At 33.4% G+C, this 17631-nt stretch carries 18 protein-coding genes and 1 tRNA gene; 9 read left to right on the top strand and 10 right to left on the bottom strand.

Translation table 11 applies throughout. The features are described 5' to 3' along the window. Nucleotide 1 precedes the first annotated feature (1 nt). Nucleotides 2-1177: an efflux RND transporter periplasmic adaptor subunit gene (locus tag H3T56_RS01025; protein WP_198191800.1), complete on the bottom strand. Its 1176-nt coding sequence runs from the start codon at nucleotides 1175-1177 to the stop codon at nucleotides 2-4. 599 nt (nucleotides 1178-1776) lie between these two features. Between H3T56_RS01025 and H3T56_RS01020 the strand changes: the two genes are divergently transcribed. Then, a complete protein-coding gene (locus tag H3T56_RS01020; protein WP_165755233.1) occupies nucleotides 1777-1932 on the top strand; it encodes a hypothetical protein in 156 nt (51 codons plus the stop codon). Nucleotides 1933-2196: 264 nt separating this feature from the next. Here the strand turns inward: H3T56_RS01020 and H3T56_RS01015 are convergent. Further along, a tRNA-Ser gene (locus tag H3T56_RS01015) sits at nucleotides 2197-2284 on the bottom strand. A gap of 193 nt (nucleotides 2285-2477) precedes the next feature. Here H3T56_RS01015 and H3T56_RS01010 point away from each other — a divergent pair. The 6 genes from H3T56_RS01010 to H3T56_RS00985 are packed head-to-tail and all read left to right on the top strand — an operon-like array spanning nucleotide 2478 to nucleotide 5981. After that, on the top strand, nucleotides 2478-2795 hold the full coding sequence (locus H3T56_RS01010; protein WP_034902173.1) for a TusE/DsrC/DsvC family sulfur relay protein: 318 nt from the start codon (nucleotides 2478-2480) through the stop codon (nucleotides 2793-2795). Between the two features lie 21 nt (nucleotides 2796-2816). Then, nucleotides 2817-3110, top strand: a complete 294-nt coding sequence (ftsB, locus tag H3T56_RS01005) for a cell division protein FtsB (RefSeq protein ID WP_065614553.1) — start codon at nucleotides 2817-2819, stop codon at nucleotides 3108-3110. An 8-nt stretch (nucleotides 3111-3118) separates the two neighbouring features. Then, on the top strand, nucleotides 3119-3814 hold the full coding sequence (gene ispD / locus H3T56_RS01000; protein ID WP_198191799.1) for a 2-C-methyl-D-erythritol 4-phosphate cytidylyltransferase: 696 nt from the start codon (nucleotides 3119-3121) through the stop codon (nucleotides 3812-3814). Between the two features lie 12 nt (nucleotides 3815-3826). Further along, nucleotides 3827-4300 (top strand): 2-C-methyl-D-erythritol 2,4-cyclodiphosphate synthase, encoded by a 474-nt coding sequence (ispF, locus tag H3T56_RS00995; RefSeq protein WP_065614554.1) that lies wholly within the window; start codon nucleotides 3827-3829, stop codon nucleotides 4298-4300. Between the two features lie 26 nt (nucleotides 4301-4326). After that, complete coding sequence (gene truD, locus H3T56_RS00990) at nucleotides 4327-5349, top strand: tRNA pseudouridine(13) synthase TruD (protein WP_198191798.1); 1023 nt, start codon at nucleotides 4327-4329, stop codon at nucleotides 5347-5349. A 5-nt stretch (nucleotides 5350-5354) separates the two neighbouring features. Then, entirely contained in the window at nucleotides 5355-5981 is a 627-nt protein-coding gene (locus H3T56_RS00985) for a protein-L-isoaspartate(D-aspartate) O-methyltransferase (RefSeq protein ID WP_034902158.1), read from the top strand. Between the two features lie 71 nt (nucleotides 5982-6052). Here the strand turns inward: H3T56_RS00985 and pnuC are convergent, their stop codons facing one another. Beyond that, nucleotides 6053-6757 carry a nicotinamide riboside transporter PnuC gene (gene pnuC, locus H3T56_RS00980; protein ID WP_065578644.1) on the bottom strand — a complete coding sequence of 235 codons (705 nt, stop codon included), beginning with the start codon at nucleotides 6755-6757 and terminating at the stop codon, nucleotides 6053-6055. Between the two features lie 5 nt (nucleotides 6758-6762). Continuing rightward, on the bottom strand, nucleotides 6763-7995 hold the full coding sequence (gene nadR, locus H3T56_RS00975) for a multifunctional transcriptional regulator/nicotinamide-nucleotide adenylyltransferase/ribosylnicotinamide kinase NadR (RefSeq protein ID WP_086320561.1): 1233 nt from the start codon (nucleotides 7993-7995) through the stop codon (nucleotides 6763-6765). A gap of 232 nt (nucleotides 7996-8227) precedes the next feature. On the opposite strand from nadR, the gene H3T56_RS00970 reads away from it, so the two are divergent. Beyond that, nucleotides 8228-9805 carry a DUF4139 domain-containing protein gene (locus H3T56_RS00970; protein WP_034902154.1) on the top strand — a complete coding sequence of 526 codons (1578 nt, stop codon included), beginning with the start codon at nucleotides 8228-8230 and terminating at the stop codon, nucleotides 9803-9805. 24 nt (nucleotides 9806-9829) lie between these two features. Then, the gene (gene recD / locus H3T56_RS00965) at nucleotides 9830-11686 is read left to right on the top strand and encodes an exodeoxyribonuclease V subunit alpha (RefSeq protein WP_198191797.1); all 1857 of its coding nucleotides are present in this window, start codon (nucleotides 9830-9832) and stop codon (nucleotides 11684-11686) included. A 74-nt stretch (nucleotides 11687-11760) separates the two neighbouring features. Here the strand turns inward: recD and H3T56_RS00960 are convergent, their stop codons facing one another. From H3T56_RS00960 to corC, 6 genes are all read right to left on the bottom strand, one after another. Further along, complete coding sequence (locus H3T56_RS00960) at nucleotides 11761-12486, bottom strand: amino acid ABC transporter ATP-binding protein (RefSeq protein WP_034902152.1); 726 nt, start codon at nucleotides 12484-12486, stop codon at nucleotides 11761-11763. Then, nucleotides 12483-13184 (bottom strand): ABC transporter permease subunit, encoded by a 702-nt coding sequence (locus H3T56_RS00955; protein WP_034902150.1) that lies wholly within the window; start codon nucleotides 13182-13184, stop codon nucleotides 12483-12485. Before H3T56_RS00955 ends, H3T56_RS00960 begins: the two co-directional genes overlap by 4 nt. Before the next feature lies 1 nt (nucleotide 13185). Further along, on the bottom strand, nucleotides 13186-13920 hold the full coding sequence (locus H3T56_RS00950; RefSeq protein WP_065578633.1) for an amino acid ABC transporter permease: 735 nt from the start codon (nucleotides 13918-13920) through the stop codon (nucleotides 13186-13188). A gap of 82 nt (nucleotides 13921-14002) precedes the next feature. After that, entirely contained in the window at nucleotides 14003-14911 is a 909-nt protein-coding gene (locus H3T56_RS00945; protein WP_198191796.1) for a glutamate/aspartate ABC transporter substrate-binding protein, read from the bottom strand. Nucleotides 14912-15137: 226 nt separating this feature from the next. Next, nucleotides 15138-16679, bottom strand: coding sequence for an apolipoprotein N-acyltransferase (lnt, locus tag H3T56_RS00940; protein WP_198191795.1), 1542 nt, complete (start codon nucleotides 16677-16679; stop codon nucleotides 15138-15140). Beyond that, nucleotides 16672-17544, bottom strand: a complete 873-nt coding sequence (gene corC, locus H3T56_RS00935; protein WP_034902143.1) for a CNNM family magnesium/cobalt transport protein CorC — start codon at nucleotides 17542-17544, stop codon at nucleotides 16672-16674. Before corC ends, lnt begins: the two co-directional genes overlap by 8 nt. Nucleotides 17545-17631 lie beyond the last annotated feature (87 nt).

Here is a 17631-nt window from a genome sequence, read left to right as displayed (position 1 = left end):
TTCACTGAATATTACTCTCTAAAATTAAGTTATTTTGCATAATTTCTCGTACTAGTTGCTCGAATTCATCTAAGTCGTAAGCAAGTACATCTGTTTGATATTTAATTTCTTGAGGTGAAATATCAGTAAGTAATTTTCCACTTACATCACTGGTATCCACTGTTACATACATAGATAACCCCACCCGTAATGGATATTTCTTAATTTGCTCTTTATTCAATTCAATACGAACAGGTAAACGCTGAACTACTTTAATCCAATTTCCTGTTGCATTTTGTGCTGGTAATAACGAAAATGCACTTCCCGTTCCCATAGCAATTCCTGTAATCACCCCGTCGAATTTAATATCATCTCCATAAAAATCACTAGTTAACTTAACTTTTTGTCCTATTCGAATGTGTTTTAATTGAACTTCTTTAAAGTTAGCTTCTACCCAAACTTGATCCAAAGGAACAATAACTAATAATCGTTCTCCTCTATTAACCTGTGTTCCAACTTGGACTTGGCGCCTCGAAACATATCCAGTGACAGGGGAAACAATTGTTACTCGTTTTAAGTTAAGCCAAGCTTCCTTTAGTTTAGAAATAGCTTGCTGAATACGTGGTTGTTCTAATAATGAATTCTGCATTAATAGGGCATTATTAATTTCTAACTCTTGCTTGGAAATTTTTAAGTCATTTAACGCAATTAATACATCTTGCCTAGCATGCTCTATTTCTTCTTTTGAAATAGCATTACGAGACCAAAGGCCTTCTCTCCGAGCTAAATCTTTTTCTAATTTATCTAATGTCGCTTGCTTTAATTGAATACTTGCTGACAATTTTTCAGTTGTCAGTTTGATCTGTTGAATTTCTCTTATTACCTTGGCTAATTCATTTTTTGCATAACTAAAATTATTTTCAGCATCAATTGATTCTAATTGAGCGATAACATCTTTTTTTCTTATAAAGTCATTATCATCAACGTAAATGGAGGAGACTCCTCCGCTTATTTGAGTATGAATTGGAATTTGATTTCCCATAACATACGCATTATCTGTAGATTCTGTAAACCGAGAAAACATGTACCAAAAAATGAAGTATCCTATCCCTGAAACTAGGAAAATAACAGATAAAATAATCAATTTTTTATATCGTTTTAAACCATTGAATTGTCGGCCATCGGTGTTGTTTTCCATCCTACACTCCATTTACATCTTTCATTTTAATCATTGCTTCTATGAACAGCATCACAAAATGCTGTTTCATTAAGCAGACATTCCACCATCAATAACTAGAGTTTGACCCGTAATATAATTACCCCTACAACCGAGTAAAAAATTCACAGACATAGCCACTTCCTTATTATTTTCCATTATGTTAGTCCATCTCTTGTTTGGTTATTAGATTGTGAAAAGTTAACTGCATTATATAAATGGGTGAGTAATATTGTCTTGAACAAATAAGCTGACTTCATTTTATAAAAAAAAATTATTGATTTATTTAACTCTCTATATTTCAAATAGTTATTTATTCTTTGACAATTATTTTCATTTAAAAAAAAGAATGAGAGATTTAATATAGCTAGTTTATTCAATTAAATAACCATTGAATTGATATATGCTCACCCAACATATATCTATTAAAGGATATAATTCATGACTTACGACTGTGTAATCATCGGTGCTGGACAAGCTGGACTGTGTTTAGCATCGTTTCTGACTAAAAAGATATCACAGTTCTTATATTAGAAAGAGATGAACGTAAAGGAGACGTCTGGCGTAGACGACCAGATAGTATGCGGTTGTTTACACCAAGAGCAATGAATCAGCTACCAAGTTTAATTATGGCTGTTGATCAAAAAGGGTATCCAGATAAGCATGAAGAGGCTGATTACTTAGAGTTTTACGCTCAACATAACAAATTACATGTATTGCTAAATAAAAACCAATAAAATTCCGAATAAAAAAGGAGTTAGGCTTTACTCTAAACTTACTTTTTTAATTAGTGTTTTAAATTTAAAAAAATTTCATTATTTTTTTGCTAATTCGGCTAATTTAGCCGTTTTAGCCATAAGTTAGTGCGTATTGACTTAAAATATTGGCAGATGAGAACTTATTTAAGATTGTAAGATTATTTAACTAAAGTGGTATATTAGATGGAATACTAAAAAAATTCTATTTCAACTTTTTGATTTTTAGATAATATTTAAAGAAGATGGCGGAAGCGCAGAGATTCGAACTCTGGGAGGGTCGCCCCTCGCCGGTTTTCAAGACCGGTGCTTTCAACCGCTCAGCCACACTTCCGCAATGGCTGTGAATATTAAAGGAGACGGGCTTGTTTGTAAATAGTAAATTTAATATTTTTTATCGACTGCTTTAATTTTCGCCAAATTCGGATGAAATTCAGCAAAACTAGATTGTTTACTCGCCAAAACTAGTGTTGCAATGTTATTAATCGAGTATAATACGCAGCAAATATTAAGTTATGTTTTGAAAAATGTTAAATCAAATAGACACTGATGATAAAGGGTATTTAAAAAATTGGCAGGATTGGACTGTTGATTTAGTACCTGAATTAGCTACTTTAGAATCTATAGAGTTAACTGATGCTCACTGGGAAGTGATTTTATTTGTTCGTGATTTTTACTTAGAATATAAAACTTCACCGGCAATTCGTGCATTGGTTAAAGCAATGGAAAAAAAATTTGGTCCAGAAAAGGGCAATAGTAGGTATTTATATAAGTTATTTCCTGATGGTCCAGCTAAACAAGCAACTAAACTAGCAGGCTTACCAAAACCTGTTAAATGTATTTAAGTTAAGAGATAAATTAAACTTATGATTAGGTGGAAAATTCCATTTTTATTACTACTAGTGCTGGGTTATTTACAGTACTCATTGTGGTATGGGAAGAATAACATTTATGATTATCAAGAAAATGTGCAAATGTTACAGAATCTGCATCGAGAGAATGATATGTTGAAAGCACGTAACGAACAGATGTTTGCGGAAGTTGACGATTTGCAAAAAGGCTATGAAGCGATTGAAGAAAGAGCGCGCAGTCATTTAGGCATGGTTAAAGCCAATGAGTATTTTTATCGAATAATTATTGATTCTAAAGCAAAACAATAAGGTATTACGTGACAAATAATAGTGATATTATCGCAATCGTTCCTGCTGCAGGAGTGGGTTGTCGCATGAAAAGCCAATTACCTAAACAATATCTAAAAATTGGTCCAATGACAATATTGGAACATACTATACAAAAATTGTTAACTCATCCCAATATTTCCTGTGTAGTGGTGGTCATCAGTCCTGAGGATAAATTTTTTAATACACTTGAACTCGCATCGCAAGATAATGTTAAAGTGGCTTATGGTGGTGAAACTCGAGCTGATTCTGTTTTAGCAGGTTTAAATTTAGTTAATGATAACCAATGGGCCTTAGTTCATGATGCTGCAAGGCCATGTGTTACTCATGAAGATATTACAAAATTAATTAATCGAGTATTACAAGAAAATAAGGGTGGAATATTAGCAACACCACTAAGTGATACGATTAAACAAGCTTATAAAGATAATCAAACTGTTATTGATCACTCTATCGATCGAACTTATCTATGGGGAGCTGCTACGCCGCAATTATTTAATGCTGGTGAACTTAAAATGTGTTTAAGTAAAGCCTTAAAAAATAACATTGCAATTACTGATGAAGCATCGGCTATAGAGTATTGTGGTGGTCATCCATTATTGGTGGAATGTCGTCGAGATAATATAAAAATTACTCGACCAGAAGATTTAAACTTAGCATCATTTTATTTAACTAATCAAAATTAATATAGGTAGATTATGCGAATCGGTCATGGGTTTGATGTCCATAAATTTGGTGGTGAAGGGCCAATTACATTAGCTGGAGTGAAAATCCCTTATCAGTTTGGTCTTGTTGCTCATTCTGATGGTGATGTGGTATTACATGCTATTACTGATGCATTAATTGGTGCATTGGCTTTAGGAGACATTGGTAAATTATTTCCAGATACAGATCCTAAATACAAAGGTATAGATAGCCGATTATTATTGAAAGAAGTGTATGGTATTATCCAATCTAAAGGTTATAAATTAATTAATTTAGATACTACTATTATTGCACAAGAACCTAAAATGAGACCTCATGTAGATCAAATGCGGGTTAATATTGCTGAAGATTTGCAAGTTCATTTTGATCAGATTAGTGTCAAAGCAACGACGACTGAACAATTGGGTTTTACTGGCCGTAAAGAAGGCATAGCTTGTGAAGCCGTAGTGTTATTAGCAAAGAAATAGAGATAAATTAGACAATAGGCGATTACGTGTTAGCAGAACTCAATTATTTTTATGGTAAACCAACAAGCCATGGTTTATATAAGCAACAATATGAAGATTTTATTGTTATCGAAGAACTAGGTTTTGATTTCACTGGTGAAGGTGAACATGTTTTAGTTTATCTCGAAAAGAAAGATTGTAATACGGTCTTTGTGGCTGAACAGTTAGCTAAATATGTTGGCATTTCAGCGAAAAATGTCAGTTATGCAGGTCTTAAAGATCGCCAAGCTGTTACCCAACAATGGTTTAGTTTGCATATGCCAGGGCAAGATACCCCAGATTTTTCACAATTTGATTTAACTGGTTGTCAAATATTGCAGGTTACTCGGCATAATAAAAAACTGAAAATAGGGGCTTTAAAAGGTAACCGATTTAAAATTGTTTTAAGAAATTTGACTGGTCAACAAGAAGTCGAATCAAAATTAGACTTAATTAAACAGCATGGTGTTCCTAATTATTTTGGCGAACAACGATTTGGACGTGAGCAAAATAATATTCATCAAGCAATAAAGTGGGCTAATGGTGAAATTTCAGTTAAAGACCGTAAAAAACGAAGTTTTTATCTTTCTGCTGCACGTAGTGCTATTTTTAATGATATAGTCAGTCAAAGGATTCAACGCCAGATTCAGCAAACAGTTGTTGATGGGGATATATTACAATTATCAAAAAGTAATAGTTGGTTTTTATCTAAAACAGAGGAATTATCACTTTTACAACAACGTTTACAAAATGGTGAGATTAATATTACCGCTCCTTTGGTGGGGGATTCAGGATTAGGTACTGAATCTATTGCTTTAACATTTGAACAAAATTGTTTAGAAAATTGGGCTTGTTTTGCTGAGTTATTTAGAAAGGAACGGGTTGAAACGATGCGACGCTCAATATTGTTGCGTCCTGAGCATCTAGAGTGGCAATGGCGAGATGAAAATAACTTGGACATCAGTTTTTATTTACCTTCAGGTTGTTATGCAACAAGTGTATTACGTGAATTGATTATTGGAAATGAGTAATTTAAATGCAAAGTTTAAAAAGGCAGCAGTTGATTGACTTATTACGCCAGCAGGGCATAAAAGATGATCGTGTTTTAGAAGCTATAGCTTCAATACCACGTGAAAAGTTCGTTGATGAAGCGCTTTCACATCAAGCTTATGATGATCGCTCGTTACCTATTGGTAGTGGTCAAACTATTTCTCAACCTTATATTGTTGCTAAAATGACCGAATTATTAAACTTAACGCCTAATGCTAGGGTACTTGAAATTGGTACTGGTTCAGGATATCAAACAGCAGTTTTAGCCAAACTAGTTAATCATGTTTTTTCAGTAGAAAGAATAAAAAGCTTACAATGGAATACCAAACGACGATTAAAGTTACTTGATATCCATAATATTTCAACTCGGCATGGTAATGGTTGGCAAGGTTGGCCAGAACGTGGGCCATTTGATGGCATAATTGTAACTGCAGCAGCAACCGAAGTGCCTTCAAGTCTGCTGACACAACTAGCCGACAAAGGGCGACTAGTGTTACCTGTAGGTAAAAACCAGCAAACGTTACAATTAATTGAGCGAGATGGTGATAATTTTATTACTCAGAATATTGGTGAAGTGAAATTTGTTCCGCTTGTTGATGGTGATATAGAATAATGAAAAAGGAGCAAATAATTTGATTATTTGCTCCTTTTTCAATTTAACTATTCTCTTTCATTTATCGAAAATTAATTTTTCTTCTCTTTTTCTTTTTGTTCGGAAAGTTTCCACTCACAAATACCGTATACTGCATTAAACAGATAAATTAAATACTGAGTTGCGATAACAATATTGTCAGTATAAATATTTAAACTAATAACTAATACATTTAATAAAACCCATAAATACCAATTAAAAGCATATCTCATCATTAATAAAAGTTGAGCAACTACGCCTAGACCGAATATAAAGCAATTAGTAATAAGTTGGTAGGAGGTATTTATTGCGCCGATTTCATTAGTTAAATAAATATTGAAAAAAGCAGCCGCAATGAGGAATATTAACGCATATAAAAAGGCATTTTCATTTAAAGTACGAACTTTAACGCTTTTATTATTATCTAGATTTTTTTGCCAAGTTAATATGCCATAAATATGTGAGCCAAAATAGTAAAACGTTGGCAAACCCGCCCCAATATTACCACCAAGGAAATTTGCACAACATTCAGCAATTACCGCTAGCATACCAAGCACATTACCTAAATTTTTTCGTTTTGCTAATAAGATCACACATAACAATCCTAAAAATGCACCAGCGTATGATACTGCATAGCGTAAATTGAAATCATTAATTGGATCCGTATATATATATGCTCCGGTGACACAGATAATACAAAACAATGGATAAAATTTATTGCGGCCAATAGCTATGGCAAAATGGCTTAATTTATTCATAATCATTACTCTTCATCATTAATAAGTTGATTGACTAGTTCGATACTTCGCAAATAACGCTCTTCATAATCTGGTGAATCAATTTGGATGTATTTAATATGATTTTTTTTTAACAATGAGATCAGCAATTGTTGAAAATCTTTTCGTTGTTTTGGACTGCCTAAACTTCTTAATCCGTCAGCAACCCACGGTGTGTTATTACCTAATAAGATAACTAGATCGAATCGATAATTATTGATCATAGCTTGTAAAAAAGGATGTTCTTTACCTTCATATTTTTTACAAAACGCTTGAGTCGTAATAAAATCGGTATCAATAAATGACACTTTGTTAGCATGTTTTATTGCGAAATCAATATATTGAGCATGCCCTAATGCAATTTTATCATAGTCAGCATATTGCAATGCTCGTTCATCGCCACCAAGGTGAGAAAATACATAATCACGGCCATATTCCCAAGCACTAGTGGTATTAAACATATTGGCTAATTTATTTACTAATGTCGATTTACCGCTTGATTCACCACCAAGAATAGCTACCGTTCTCACAAAAAATGGTCTCACTTCTGTTGGTATATATTGCCAATTTTTTAATGGGGCTTGACGAATTTGAGTACCACTGACTTGCATAAATTGCCGAGTAGGATCGATAAGTACTGTGTCTAAATCGAATAAATCTTTATACATGGCTACATCTTGTGGTTCACTTGAATAGACGCAACTAGGATTAATGCCTTTTTCTTTAAATAATTTTTTGACTCTATCACTCCATTCATTCCAACCATTTGGATAAGCCGGAATACCATCTTCTTCTAAAAGTTCAATATGGATATTTTTTTGATATTTGAATGTTTGTAACAACCAACGAATCCTATCATTGATCGTTGGTTGGCGTGACATAGCACTTTCTTCAAATAACGCCATATCCCGGATAGTATCGGAACAAAGAATAATATAAAGTTCATCAACTTGGCTAATTGCACGTTGAATCAAATAAATATGACCAGTATGCAATGGATAAAATTTTCCAAAAATCACTCCAACTTTTTTATTTTTGCTAGCTAAGTCTATTTGTAAATAATGATGCAGTGATTGTAATTTCTGTGCGCTTGGATTTTTAATTTTATCATTGATCAATTGACTCAAATAACCTTTAGTCATCTGACAAGCATCAGCAACAGTCTGTAATGATAAGTTTTTGCGTTTTATGGCTGCTTTTAAATAATTGAAACCATCCATACCGCCTCCTTTTTGTTTTTTATCTGTAACAAAATTTACATCATTTTTTATAAATGTTCAATATACTAAACAAAAAATAAATATTTTTGATTTGTAATTTAAATCTTATGCTGATTAAATATAAAATAATGAATATTTTTTGATCATAAAAAACTGTAGATAATTATATTTTTATTAATTTATATTTAATAGATTAATAAATAAAATCATCATGATATAGGGAACTGCTAATATGAAAATTCACAAAATTGCATTGGCTATTGCATTAATTTCAGGAAGTGCTTGGGCAAATAATAATGTTACATTAAATAAAGTAACTTTGTTTTTACAAGGTGCCGAATTGCAAGGACAATCCACTGTTTCATTAACTAAAGGTGAAAGTGAAATCATATTAACAGGTATCGCAAATAATGTTAAGCCTGATTCAATCAATGTTGGTTTTGGTAATAATGATGTCAAAGTATTGTCGACATCATTAAATAATAAATATGCTGGAAATGTAAATAATAGTCAAGATATTCAAAAGCTTATTGATAATAGGCAACAGTTACAAGAAAAGCATGATATTGTAGAAATTCAACTAAAAGTGGTGAATGAACAAGTTTCACTTTTGCAAGGTAATCGCTTAGATAGCTTAGTTAAAAGTGAATCTGCTGATTTAATTGCCATGAAAAATGTACTAGATTTTGTAAAAGCTAATCTAACTGTGACATTAAATGAGCAAAGTCGATTACAAAAAGAAATTGATTGGTTAGATGAACAAATTAAACAATGCCAAACCCAAATAGATGAAATGCAAGAAGCTGACAAATTACATAATGCAGTTGTTGTCAAAGTCATTTCCAATAAAGATATTACATTACCTATTACACTTTCATATGTTACCTCTGAAGCTGGTTGGGAACCGATTTATGATGTCCGAGTTGCCGATATTAATTCGCCTTTACAATTGACCTATAAAGCAGCAATTTATCAAAACAGTGGTTTAGATTGGCAAAATGTCGATTTTAGTTTATCAACCTCTAATCCGAGTAAAGGTATATCTGCCCCTGAAATTAATCCATGGTATATTGATGTTTATAGTGAAAAAAGTGGTCTATTTTTTTCCAAGTCCGAGAAAGAAGAATATTACGAACGAGAATCAAAATCAAGATTGGTAGAGCCTGGCCAAAATACCAAAGTTAATACTTTAGGTATCAATACCCAATTTGATGTTAAATTACCTTATACTATCAAAACCAATAGTGAAAATAATATTCTTACATTGCAAACAAATGAAGTTGAAGCTAATTATCATTATATTTCAACGCCTAAATTAGATAGTAGTGTTTATTTACTAGCACAGATAAGAGACTGGGATAAACTGAATCTATTCTCAGGAAAAGCCAATATCTTCTTTAATGGAGATTTTGTTGGTGAGACAACTATCTCAACCCAAAGTGCTAAAGAGACATTGGATTTTTCATTAGGACGTGATAAAAACATTTTAATCGCCCGCAATCGTAATGTTAAAGAAACCTCAACTCCATCACTATTTGGTGATGATATTTCACAAAAGTATGCTTATACTATTGATGTCAAAAATAATAAAATATTGCCAATTGATATCGTAGTTAATGATCAGCTACCGGTGATTTTAAATAAAACCGTAATACTTGATGATGCTAAATATGATGGTGCTCAATATGATAAACAAACCGGATTATTAACTTGGCGATTTACTTTAAATCCAAGTGAAACTAAAGATCTTAATTTAAGCTTTAAACTCACTTATCCAAATGATAAAGAAAAAGATATATATGGTTTATAAACCTCATAAAATAAAGTACAAACAATGTTAACTAATTGGTTTGAGCAATTTAAACAGAATAGTCAGATAAGTTTACTCGATCTTCATTTGGCACAATTTTTGGTCAATAAAGTTGATGGCAACGATGAAATTATTAGTAAACGTTTTGCCTTTTTAATTATATCGTTAAGTCAGGAAGTCAGGTCAGGTCATGTTTGTCTTGATATTACTCGCCTGAATCAACAATTTATCGATCCACAACTTTGGCAGGAACTCAATGCTCCAACAGTTGAAGATTGGGTTAATGTACTCTGTGTAGCTTCATATAAACAGGTAGTAAGTGATGGGAAGCAACTTGCGCCACTTATTTTTATTGAAAATAAACTTTATTTTCAACGTATGTGGCTAGATGAACGTCATGTTGCACAGTTTTTTAATCAACCACAGTTGAATATTACATCAAGTAAACCGATTGACTTAAAAAATATTCTCGACCAACTATTTGTTGATGATAATACAACTATTGATTGGCAAAAAATTGCGGTTGCGGTGGCGCTAACTCGTAAAATTGCCATTATTTCAGGTGGCCCAGGTACAGGTAAAACAACCACAGTAGCTAAAATCTTAGCAGGAATAGTCTTAAATGATCCTACCACGCGAATCGTGGCAGCAGCACCAACTGGCAAAGCTGCATCAAGGTTAACCGAATCTCTCAGTCGAGCAATTGAACAGTTATCTTTTGAATCATTAAATATTCAAACTGAAGCCGTGACTCTGCACCGTTTATTAGGTGCAAAAACTGATAATCGCTCATTTAATTATAATAAACACAACCAATTACATATTGATGTTCTTGTAGTTGATGAAGCGTCAATGGTTGATCTGAATATGATGGCAAGAATTATTGAGGCTCTGCCTAATTGTGCTCGCTTAATCTTATTGGGTGATAAAGATCAGCTATCTTCTGTTGAAGCCGGTGCAGTATTTGGTGACTTATGTGACTTTATTTTAAATGGATATAGTCAATCTAGGGCTGATGAACTAAATCAATTAACTGGCTATACTATTCCAATCGCAGACCAACCAGCAAGCATGATTACTGATAGTATCTGTTTATTGAAAAAAAGTTATCGCTTTAATGAGTCTTCAGGAATAGGCTTGTTGGCTAATGCCGTTAAAGAAGGTCAATTGCAAGCGGTTAAAAAACTGCTAGCCAATAAAGCTTTACCAGATGCTTGTTATTATGAATTATCTTCAAGTCAAACTTACCAAGCTGTTTTAGATGATTGTGTAGCACATTATAAAAATTATCTAAATGCTATTAAACATCATCAAAATAATGATATTGCCAATGTTTTAAGTAAATTTGCTGAGTGTCGTTTACTGTGTGCTGTACGTGAAGGTAAATTTGGGGTAGGTGGGTTAAATAAGCAAATTGAATCATTATTAGCCAAACATAAATTGATTAAATTAAATAATCGTGATCAATGGTATATTGGTCGGCCAATTATGATCTTACGCAATAGTACCGCATTAGGTTTATATAATGGTGATATTGGTATCACTCTTATGGCTGAACATGATCACTCAAAATTACGGGTTTATTTCCCTTTTTCTGATGGTTCTATTAAAGGCTTTTCTCCCTATCGATTACCGGAGCATGAAACAGCCTATGCAATGACGATCCACAAATCTCAAGGTTCTGAATTTGATCATGTTAATATCATTCTACCAACAGAATTTTCGCCACTACTTAATCGATCATTACTCTATACGGCAATAACAAGGGCTAAAAAAACAGTCTCAATTTATTCTGATGCTAAAATTTTAGATCGTGTAGTGAAAAGTCAAATACATCGAGAAAGTGGCTTAGTTGAACAAATAAAAAATGTTCTACAATAGTAGCGACACTTAAATTATTGCTGATATAGATAAAGCACCAACTTATTGTATTATAGCTGGTGCTTTTTTATCTATTAGTGAATGATCTTAGCTAAAAAGTCTTTAGCACGATCTGATTGTGGATTGGTAAAGAATTGTTCTTTTGAGGTATCTTCAATGATTTCACCTGCATCCATAAAGATTACTCGGTGTGCAACTTTACGTGCAAAGCCCATCTCATGGGTAACAACCATCATGGTCATGCCTTCATAAGCTAATTCAACCATAACATCTAGTACTTCATTAACCATTTCTGGATCAAGAGCCGAGGTTGGTTCATCAAATAGCATAACGACAGGATCCATACATAGTGCTCGAGCGATTGCAACACGTTGTTGTTGACCACCAGATAGTTGAGCTGGGAATTTATCTGCATGAGCCAATAAACCAACACGATCTAATAGCGATAGCGCTTTTTCACGCGCTTCTTCGTTTGATCGGCCTAATACCTTAATTTGAGCAAGTGTCAAATTTTTCAAAATTGTTAAATGAGGGAAAAGCTCGAAGTGTTGAAATACCATTCCCACTTTTGAACGCAGTTTTGCTAAATTAGTCGATGGATTTGTAATCTCAGTACCATCAATAATAATTTTACCTTGTTGAATAGGTTCTAGAGCATTTACGGTTTTGATTAGTGTTGATTTACCTGAACCAGAAGGCCCACAAACAACAACAACTTCACCTTTACCTACTCTTGTAGTACAGTTTTTTAATACTTGAAATTTTCCGTACCATTTTGATACATTTTCTAAGGAGATCATCGACTTATCCCTTTCTTGAAATAATTAACTAAACGAGAAGCAGTATAACAAATTATAAAGTAACTTATTGCTGCAAAAATAATCATTGAATATTTAACAGTGCCACCCTGAACCGTACCGATTTGGGTAACACTGGCGCCAAATAAATCAATTAAGCTCATCACATAAACCAAAGAGGTATCCTGGAACAAGATAATACCTTGTGTTAACAACAATGGCACCATTGATCTAAATGCTTGTGGTAATATTATCAAACGCATTGCCTGACTTTTGGTCATACCTAATGCGTAAGCCGCATGATATTGACCTTTAGCAACCGCATTAATCCCTGCACGAATGATTTCAGAATAGTAAGCTGCTTCAAATAAAGCAAATGCGATCATTGCTGAAACAATCCTAACATCAGCATAAGGCGGTAAATTAAATATATGTTTAATAACTTGTGGTAACGCTAAATAGAACCATAACAAAACTAATAGTAATGGAATGGAACGGAATAAATTGACATAACATTTTGCAAAAATATTTAGTATTTTATTATTTGATAAACGCATTAAAGCTAATACTGTCCCCCAAACAATACCAAATACGACGGCGGTAAATGTAATTTTAGCGGTTAACCATAACCCACTTAATAGTAGATGATAATTGTCTGATACCAATGAAGGTATATCTGCAATCCAATTTAGTAGTTGCATGTTATCCTCCATGATTCATATTAGGTAAGCGGGTTTGTTTTTCAACAAAACGCATAATGGTTAGTACTGCATAGTTTATCAACATAAATGCAATCGTTACTCCACATAATATTTCAACAATGCTGTTAGTTGCATCGTTAATGCGATCTATTTGACCAATCAAATCTATCAATCCAATGGTGGATGCAACTGATGAATTTTTAATGATATTGGTCATTTCAGACGTTAGTGGTGGAATAATACGACGATAAGCATTAGGTAGTAGAACATACATATATGCTTGTCGATTTGTTAAACCAAGTGCAATAGCGGCATAACGCTGACCTATGGGTAAAGTTTGAATACCGGTTCTAACTTGTTCTGCAATACGTGCAGAAGTAAACAGACCTAAAGCAATTGCCGCCGTGATAAATGCACTGACATCAGGTGATAAACCAGATATAAACCATGTTTTTAAACTTCCAGATAGAATTTCTGGAAATAACATGTACCATAAAAACATTTGTACTAGTAATGGGATATTACGGAATAGTTGGATATAACCGGCTGCAAAACGATTTAGAAATTTATTTTCTAATGTTCGGCAGATTCCCACTAGTGATCCTAGTATGAATGCAATAATCCAAGCAGTAACTGCTAATGAAACGGTTACAATAATACCGTCAAAAAGCCAGTTTAAATAAATTCCATCACCATACGGGGTGGATTCAAAAAATAGTGTCCAATTGAAACTCATAATATATTTATTTCACTAAATTAGATTATGTACTAAATGCAACATACATTTAGTACATAGGATTAGAAAGATGAGAAAAGTATTAATCTAATGCTTTATCATTTGGATTTGCAAAAAGCTCAACCATTTTTGGTGAAATTGTTAGAGCCATATTCGCTCCTTTTGGTGGAACAGGTTGAGTGAACCATTTGTTATAAGATTCTAATGCTTTTCCTGATTTTTGGGCATCAGCAATGGTTTTATCCATTAATTGTTTAAATTGGGTATCGCCTTTTCTTAACATACAACCATAAGATTCATAAGATAATGGCTCACCGACAATTTTCCATTTAGCTGGGTTAATTGCACGTGAACGCTCACCGGCTAAAAGTGCATCATCCATTAAAAATGCCTCAGCACGACCAGTTTCAAGAGCATTAAATGCATCACCATGATCTTTTGGTGTAATAATACGAATACCTAATTTTTCTTTATTGTTAATTTGATTTAAACGGACTTCAGATGTAGTACCAGCGGTAGTCACTACATTTTTTCCTTTTAAATCTTCAATACTATTGATATTACTATCTGCTTTAACAAGGAATCGGGTACCTACAATAAAAATACTGTCAGAAAAATCTACAGTCTTTTGACGTTCAAGATTGTTTGTTGTGGAACCACATTCAAAATCATAGGTATAGTTATTTAGTAATTGAATTCGAGTCTTAGAGGTAACTGGTAAATATTTAACTTTAAGATCCGGTAAGTTTAGTTCTTTTTTAACTGCATCTATAATTAGGTTAGAGTAATCTTGAGAATAACCGATAACTTCTTGTTTTTCACCATAGTAGGAAAATGGGATAGAAGACTCTCGATGACCAACAACAATCACACCGCTTTCTTTGATTTTAGCCAATGTACCACTTAGTTCCTCTGCAACAGCGGCACCACTCATTAGGCCTAGCATTGCTAATGATAACACTAATTTGGTTAGTTTTGTCTTTTTGTACATACTCATCTCCTACTGTTTAATTTGTATCATATTAAATAAATTTAATATTTTTACAAAGGGCGTATATTATAACTTATTTTTTAGCATAAAAGTACTTTTTACTGTTTATTTATCGTTTAAAAGGACAAGCTATCGTCAAGAAATTCGATGATTTTTACCAATTCTTAACATAGCCAATTTTTTGAATTTCAATATTATATAAGCAATATTTATGCCAAAATATTGCTTAGCGACGATTTCTTACAAAAATCAAAATAAATAATATTGAAATAATCAGATAATAGAAAAGGTTTCCAAACCTTGCATAAGGGGTTAAACCAACAGTGGGGGATAATTTGTAATTTAAAACCTGAGTTTGAAATTGTGGTAATTGTTCAACAATTTGACCATGATGATCAATAATTGCTGTAATGCCTGTATTGGTACTACGAATCATTGGTCTGCCAAACTCTAAGGCTCTTGCTTGTGCCATTTGTAAATGTTGTTTGGGGCCAATACTGTTACCAAACCAAGCATCGTTAGACACAGTTAGTAAAAAATCTGTGTCTGCGGTAAAGTTGTTTAAAATCAAATTGGATAAAATAACTTCATAGCAAATTGCTGTAGTAAATTTGAAGCCTTTTATCTCAAGTGGTGGTTGTTTTTCAGCACCAGCTTGCATGGATGACATTGGTATATCAAGCATTTGCCCAATAGGATCAAGTAATGATTCTAAAGGAGTAAATTCACCAAACGGTACCAGATGATGTTTTTGATAACGGTTGGTGTTAGGGTATTGATATGGTGTTTTTCCACCTAACACTAGCAATGTGTTATAAATATTAGGGTTCTCTTGATAACCGTAATTTCCTAAACGGTAATCAATAATACCAACAGCTATTTCACTATTATTTGCTCTTGCTTCGTTATCTAAAAACTGGAGGAAAGGTTGCTGATTGATTTCGTAATCGGTAATGCTTGCCTCAGACCAAATAATAATTTTATCTTTAGCGAGATTTTGTTCAGTCAATGAGCCATATGTTTGCAGAGTTTTATTTAGTTGCTCTTTAGTCCAGCGAAGAGATTGTGAAATATTACCTTGAATTAAGCTAAAATCAGCAGAGCGGCTGTGGTCAATTGTTGTCCAATTAATTAAATTGAATGATATTGGTGCAATAAAGAGCATTAATAGTGCGAAAATTGCACCAATTGTGTGCTTTTTAGGGGAGCGATTCAATGCCATATTTAAACAATAGATGATTAAACCACAGCAGATAGTCAATATTAATGTGACACCATTTATTCCAACTATCGGGAAGTAGCCTCTCAATGGACTATCTAGTTGACTATATCCTAGTTCTAACCATGCAAAACCGGTTAAAATATAGCCTCGTAAAAATTCAGTAAGCTGCCACAAAATAGGGGTGAGCAAAACCAATTGTTTTATCGAGAATTTTGGTGCGAAACGATCACATACTCTTAGCAATAATGCAAATAACATAGGATAAAATGCTAAGTATGCGATTAGTAGTCCTAAAATAATTACTGCTACCGATGTTGGTACTTCACCATATTGTTTAATGCTTATATAAACCCAATGAGTACCCGCTAAAAAATAGCCAATACCCCAGCTAAAACCAATAAGCATTGCTCTCTTTTTCGGTTTATCAGCGATTAACCACAAAAGGCCGGCAAATGCTACAAATGCAAGTGGCCAGATATGAAAGGGTGCGTAACTAAATACCGCAATTGCACCAAAGATAAAGCTTAATAAAATTTGTTTAAGCATTTTCTGATTGCTCTAAATTAGGTATGTTTGCATCTTCAGGGATGGTGACATGCAATTGAATAATACGTCTTCGGTCAACAATGGTTACTTTAAATTGATAACCATCAATAGTAATCGTTTCGCCTCGGATTGGTAAACGTCCAAAATGTTGCATGACTAATCCGCCAATAGTATCCATTTCATCATCACTAAACGTGGTGGCAAAAATTTCATTAAAATCTTCTACAGGAGTAAGGGCACGGACAGAATAAACTGATTGTGATAAACGGCGAATATCGCGATCTTCAACTTCATCGTATTCATCTTCGATATCACCAACTATAAGTTCTAAAATATCTTCGATAGTGACTAAGCCTGAAACACCACCAAACTCGTCAATGGCCATTGCCATATGATAGCGTTGCATGCGGAATTCTTTTAACATATGGTCAACGCGTTTACTTTCAGGAACGACAACAGTTGGTCTTAGGATCTTTTTCAAATCAAAATCCTTGACACCTTGTCGAATATAAATGAGTAAATCTTTGGCTAATAGTACCCCTTCGATATGGTCTCGATCTTCACTAATTACTGGATAACGTGAATGACCATGTTCAGAAATAATATCTAAACATTCATCAAGGGTGAAATTATCTTTGATTGTTACAATTTGAGAGCGAGGTATCATGATATCACGAACGCGTTGATCGGCTATATCCATTACACCTTCGATCATATCGAGGGTATCAGGATCAATGAGTTGATTTTCTTCAGCCTCACGAATAACTTCGATCAGTTCTTCTTTATCTTTTGGTTCTGAATTGAATAATTGACTTAACCATAATGTAAACCCTTTTTTGGGTCTCCGGTGATTATCATCACTCATTTTGCTCTCTTCCTTTTTGTAATATCAAATATAGTTCGATTTATTGTTATTGTTCTAATATCTAAACAGATTATTAGTCACACTTAT

The organism is Gilliamella sp. W8123, assembly GCF_016101085.1.
GTDB classification, from domain to species: domain Bacteria; phylum Pseudomonadota; class Gammaproteobacteria; order Enterobacterales; family Orbaceae; genus Gilliamella; species Gilliamella apis.
This window is presented reverse-complemented; position numbering and strand designations above follow the sequence as displayed.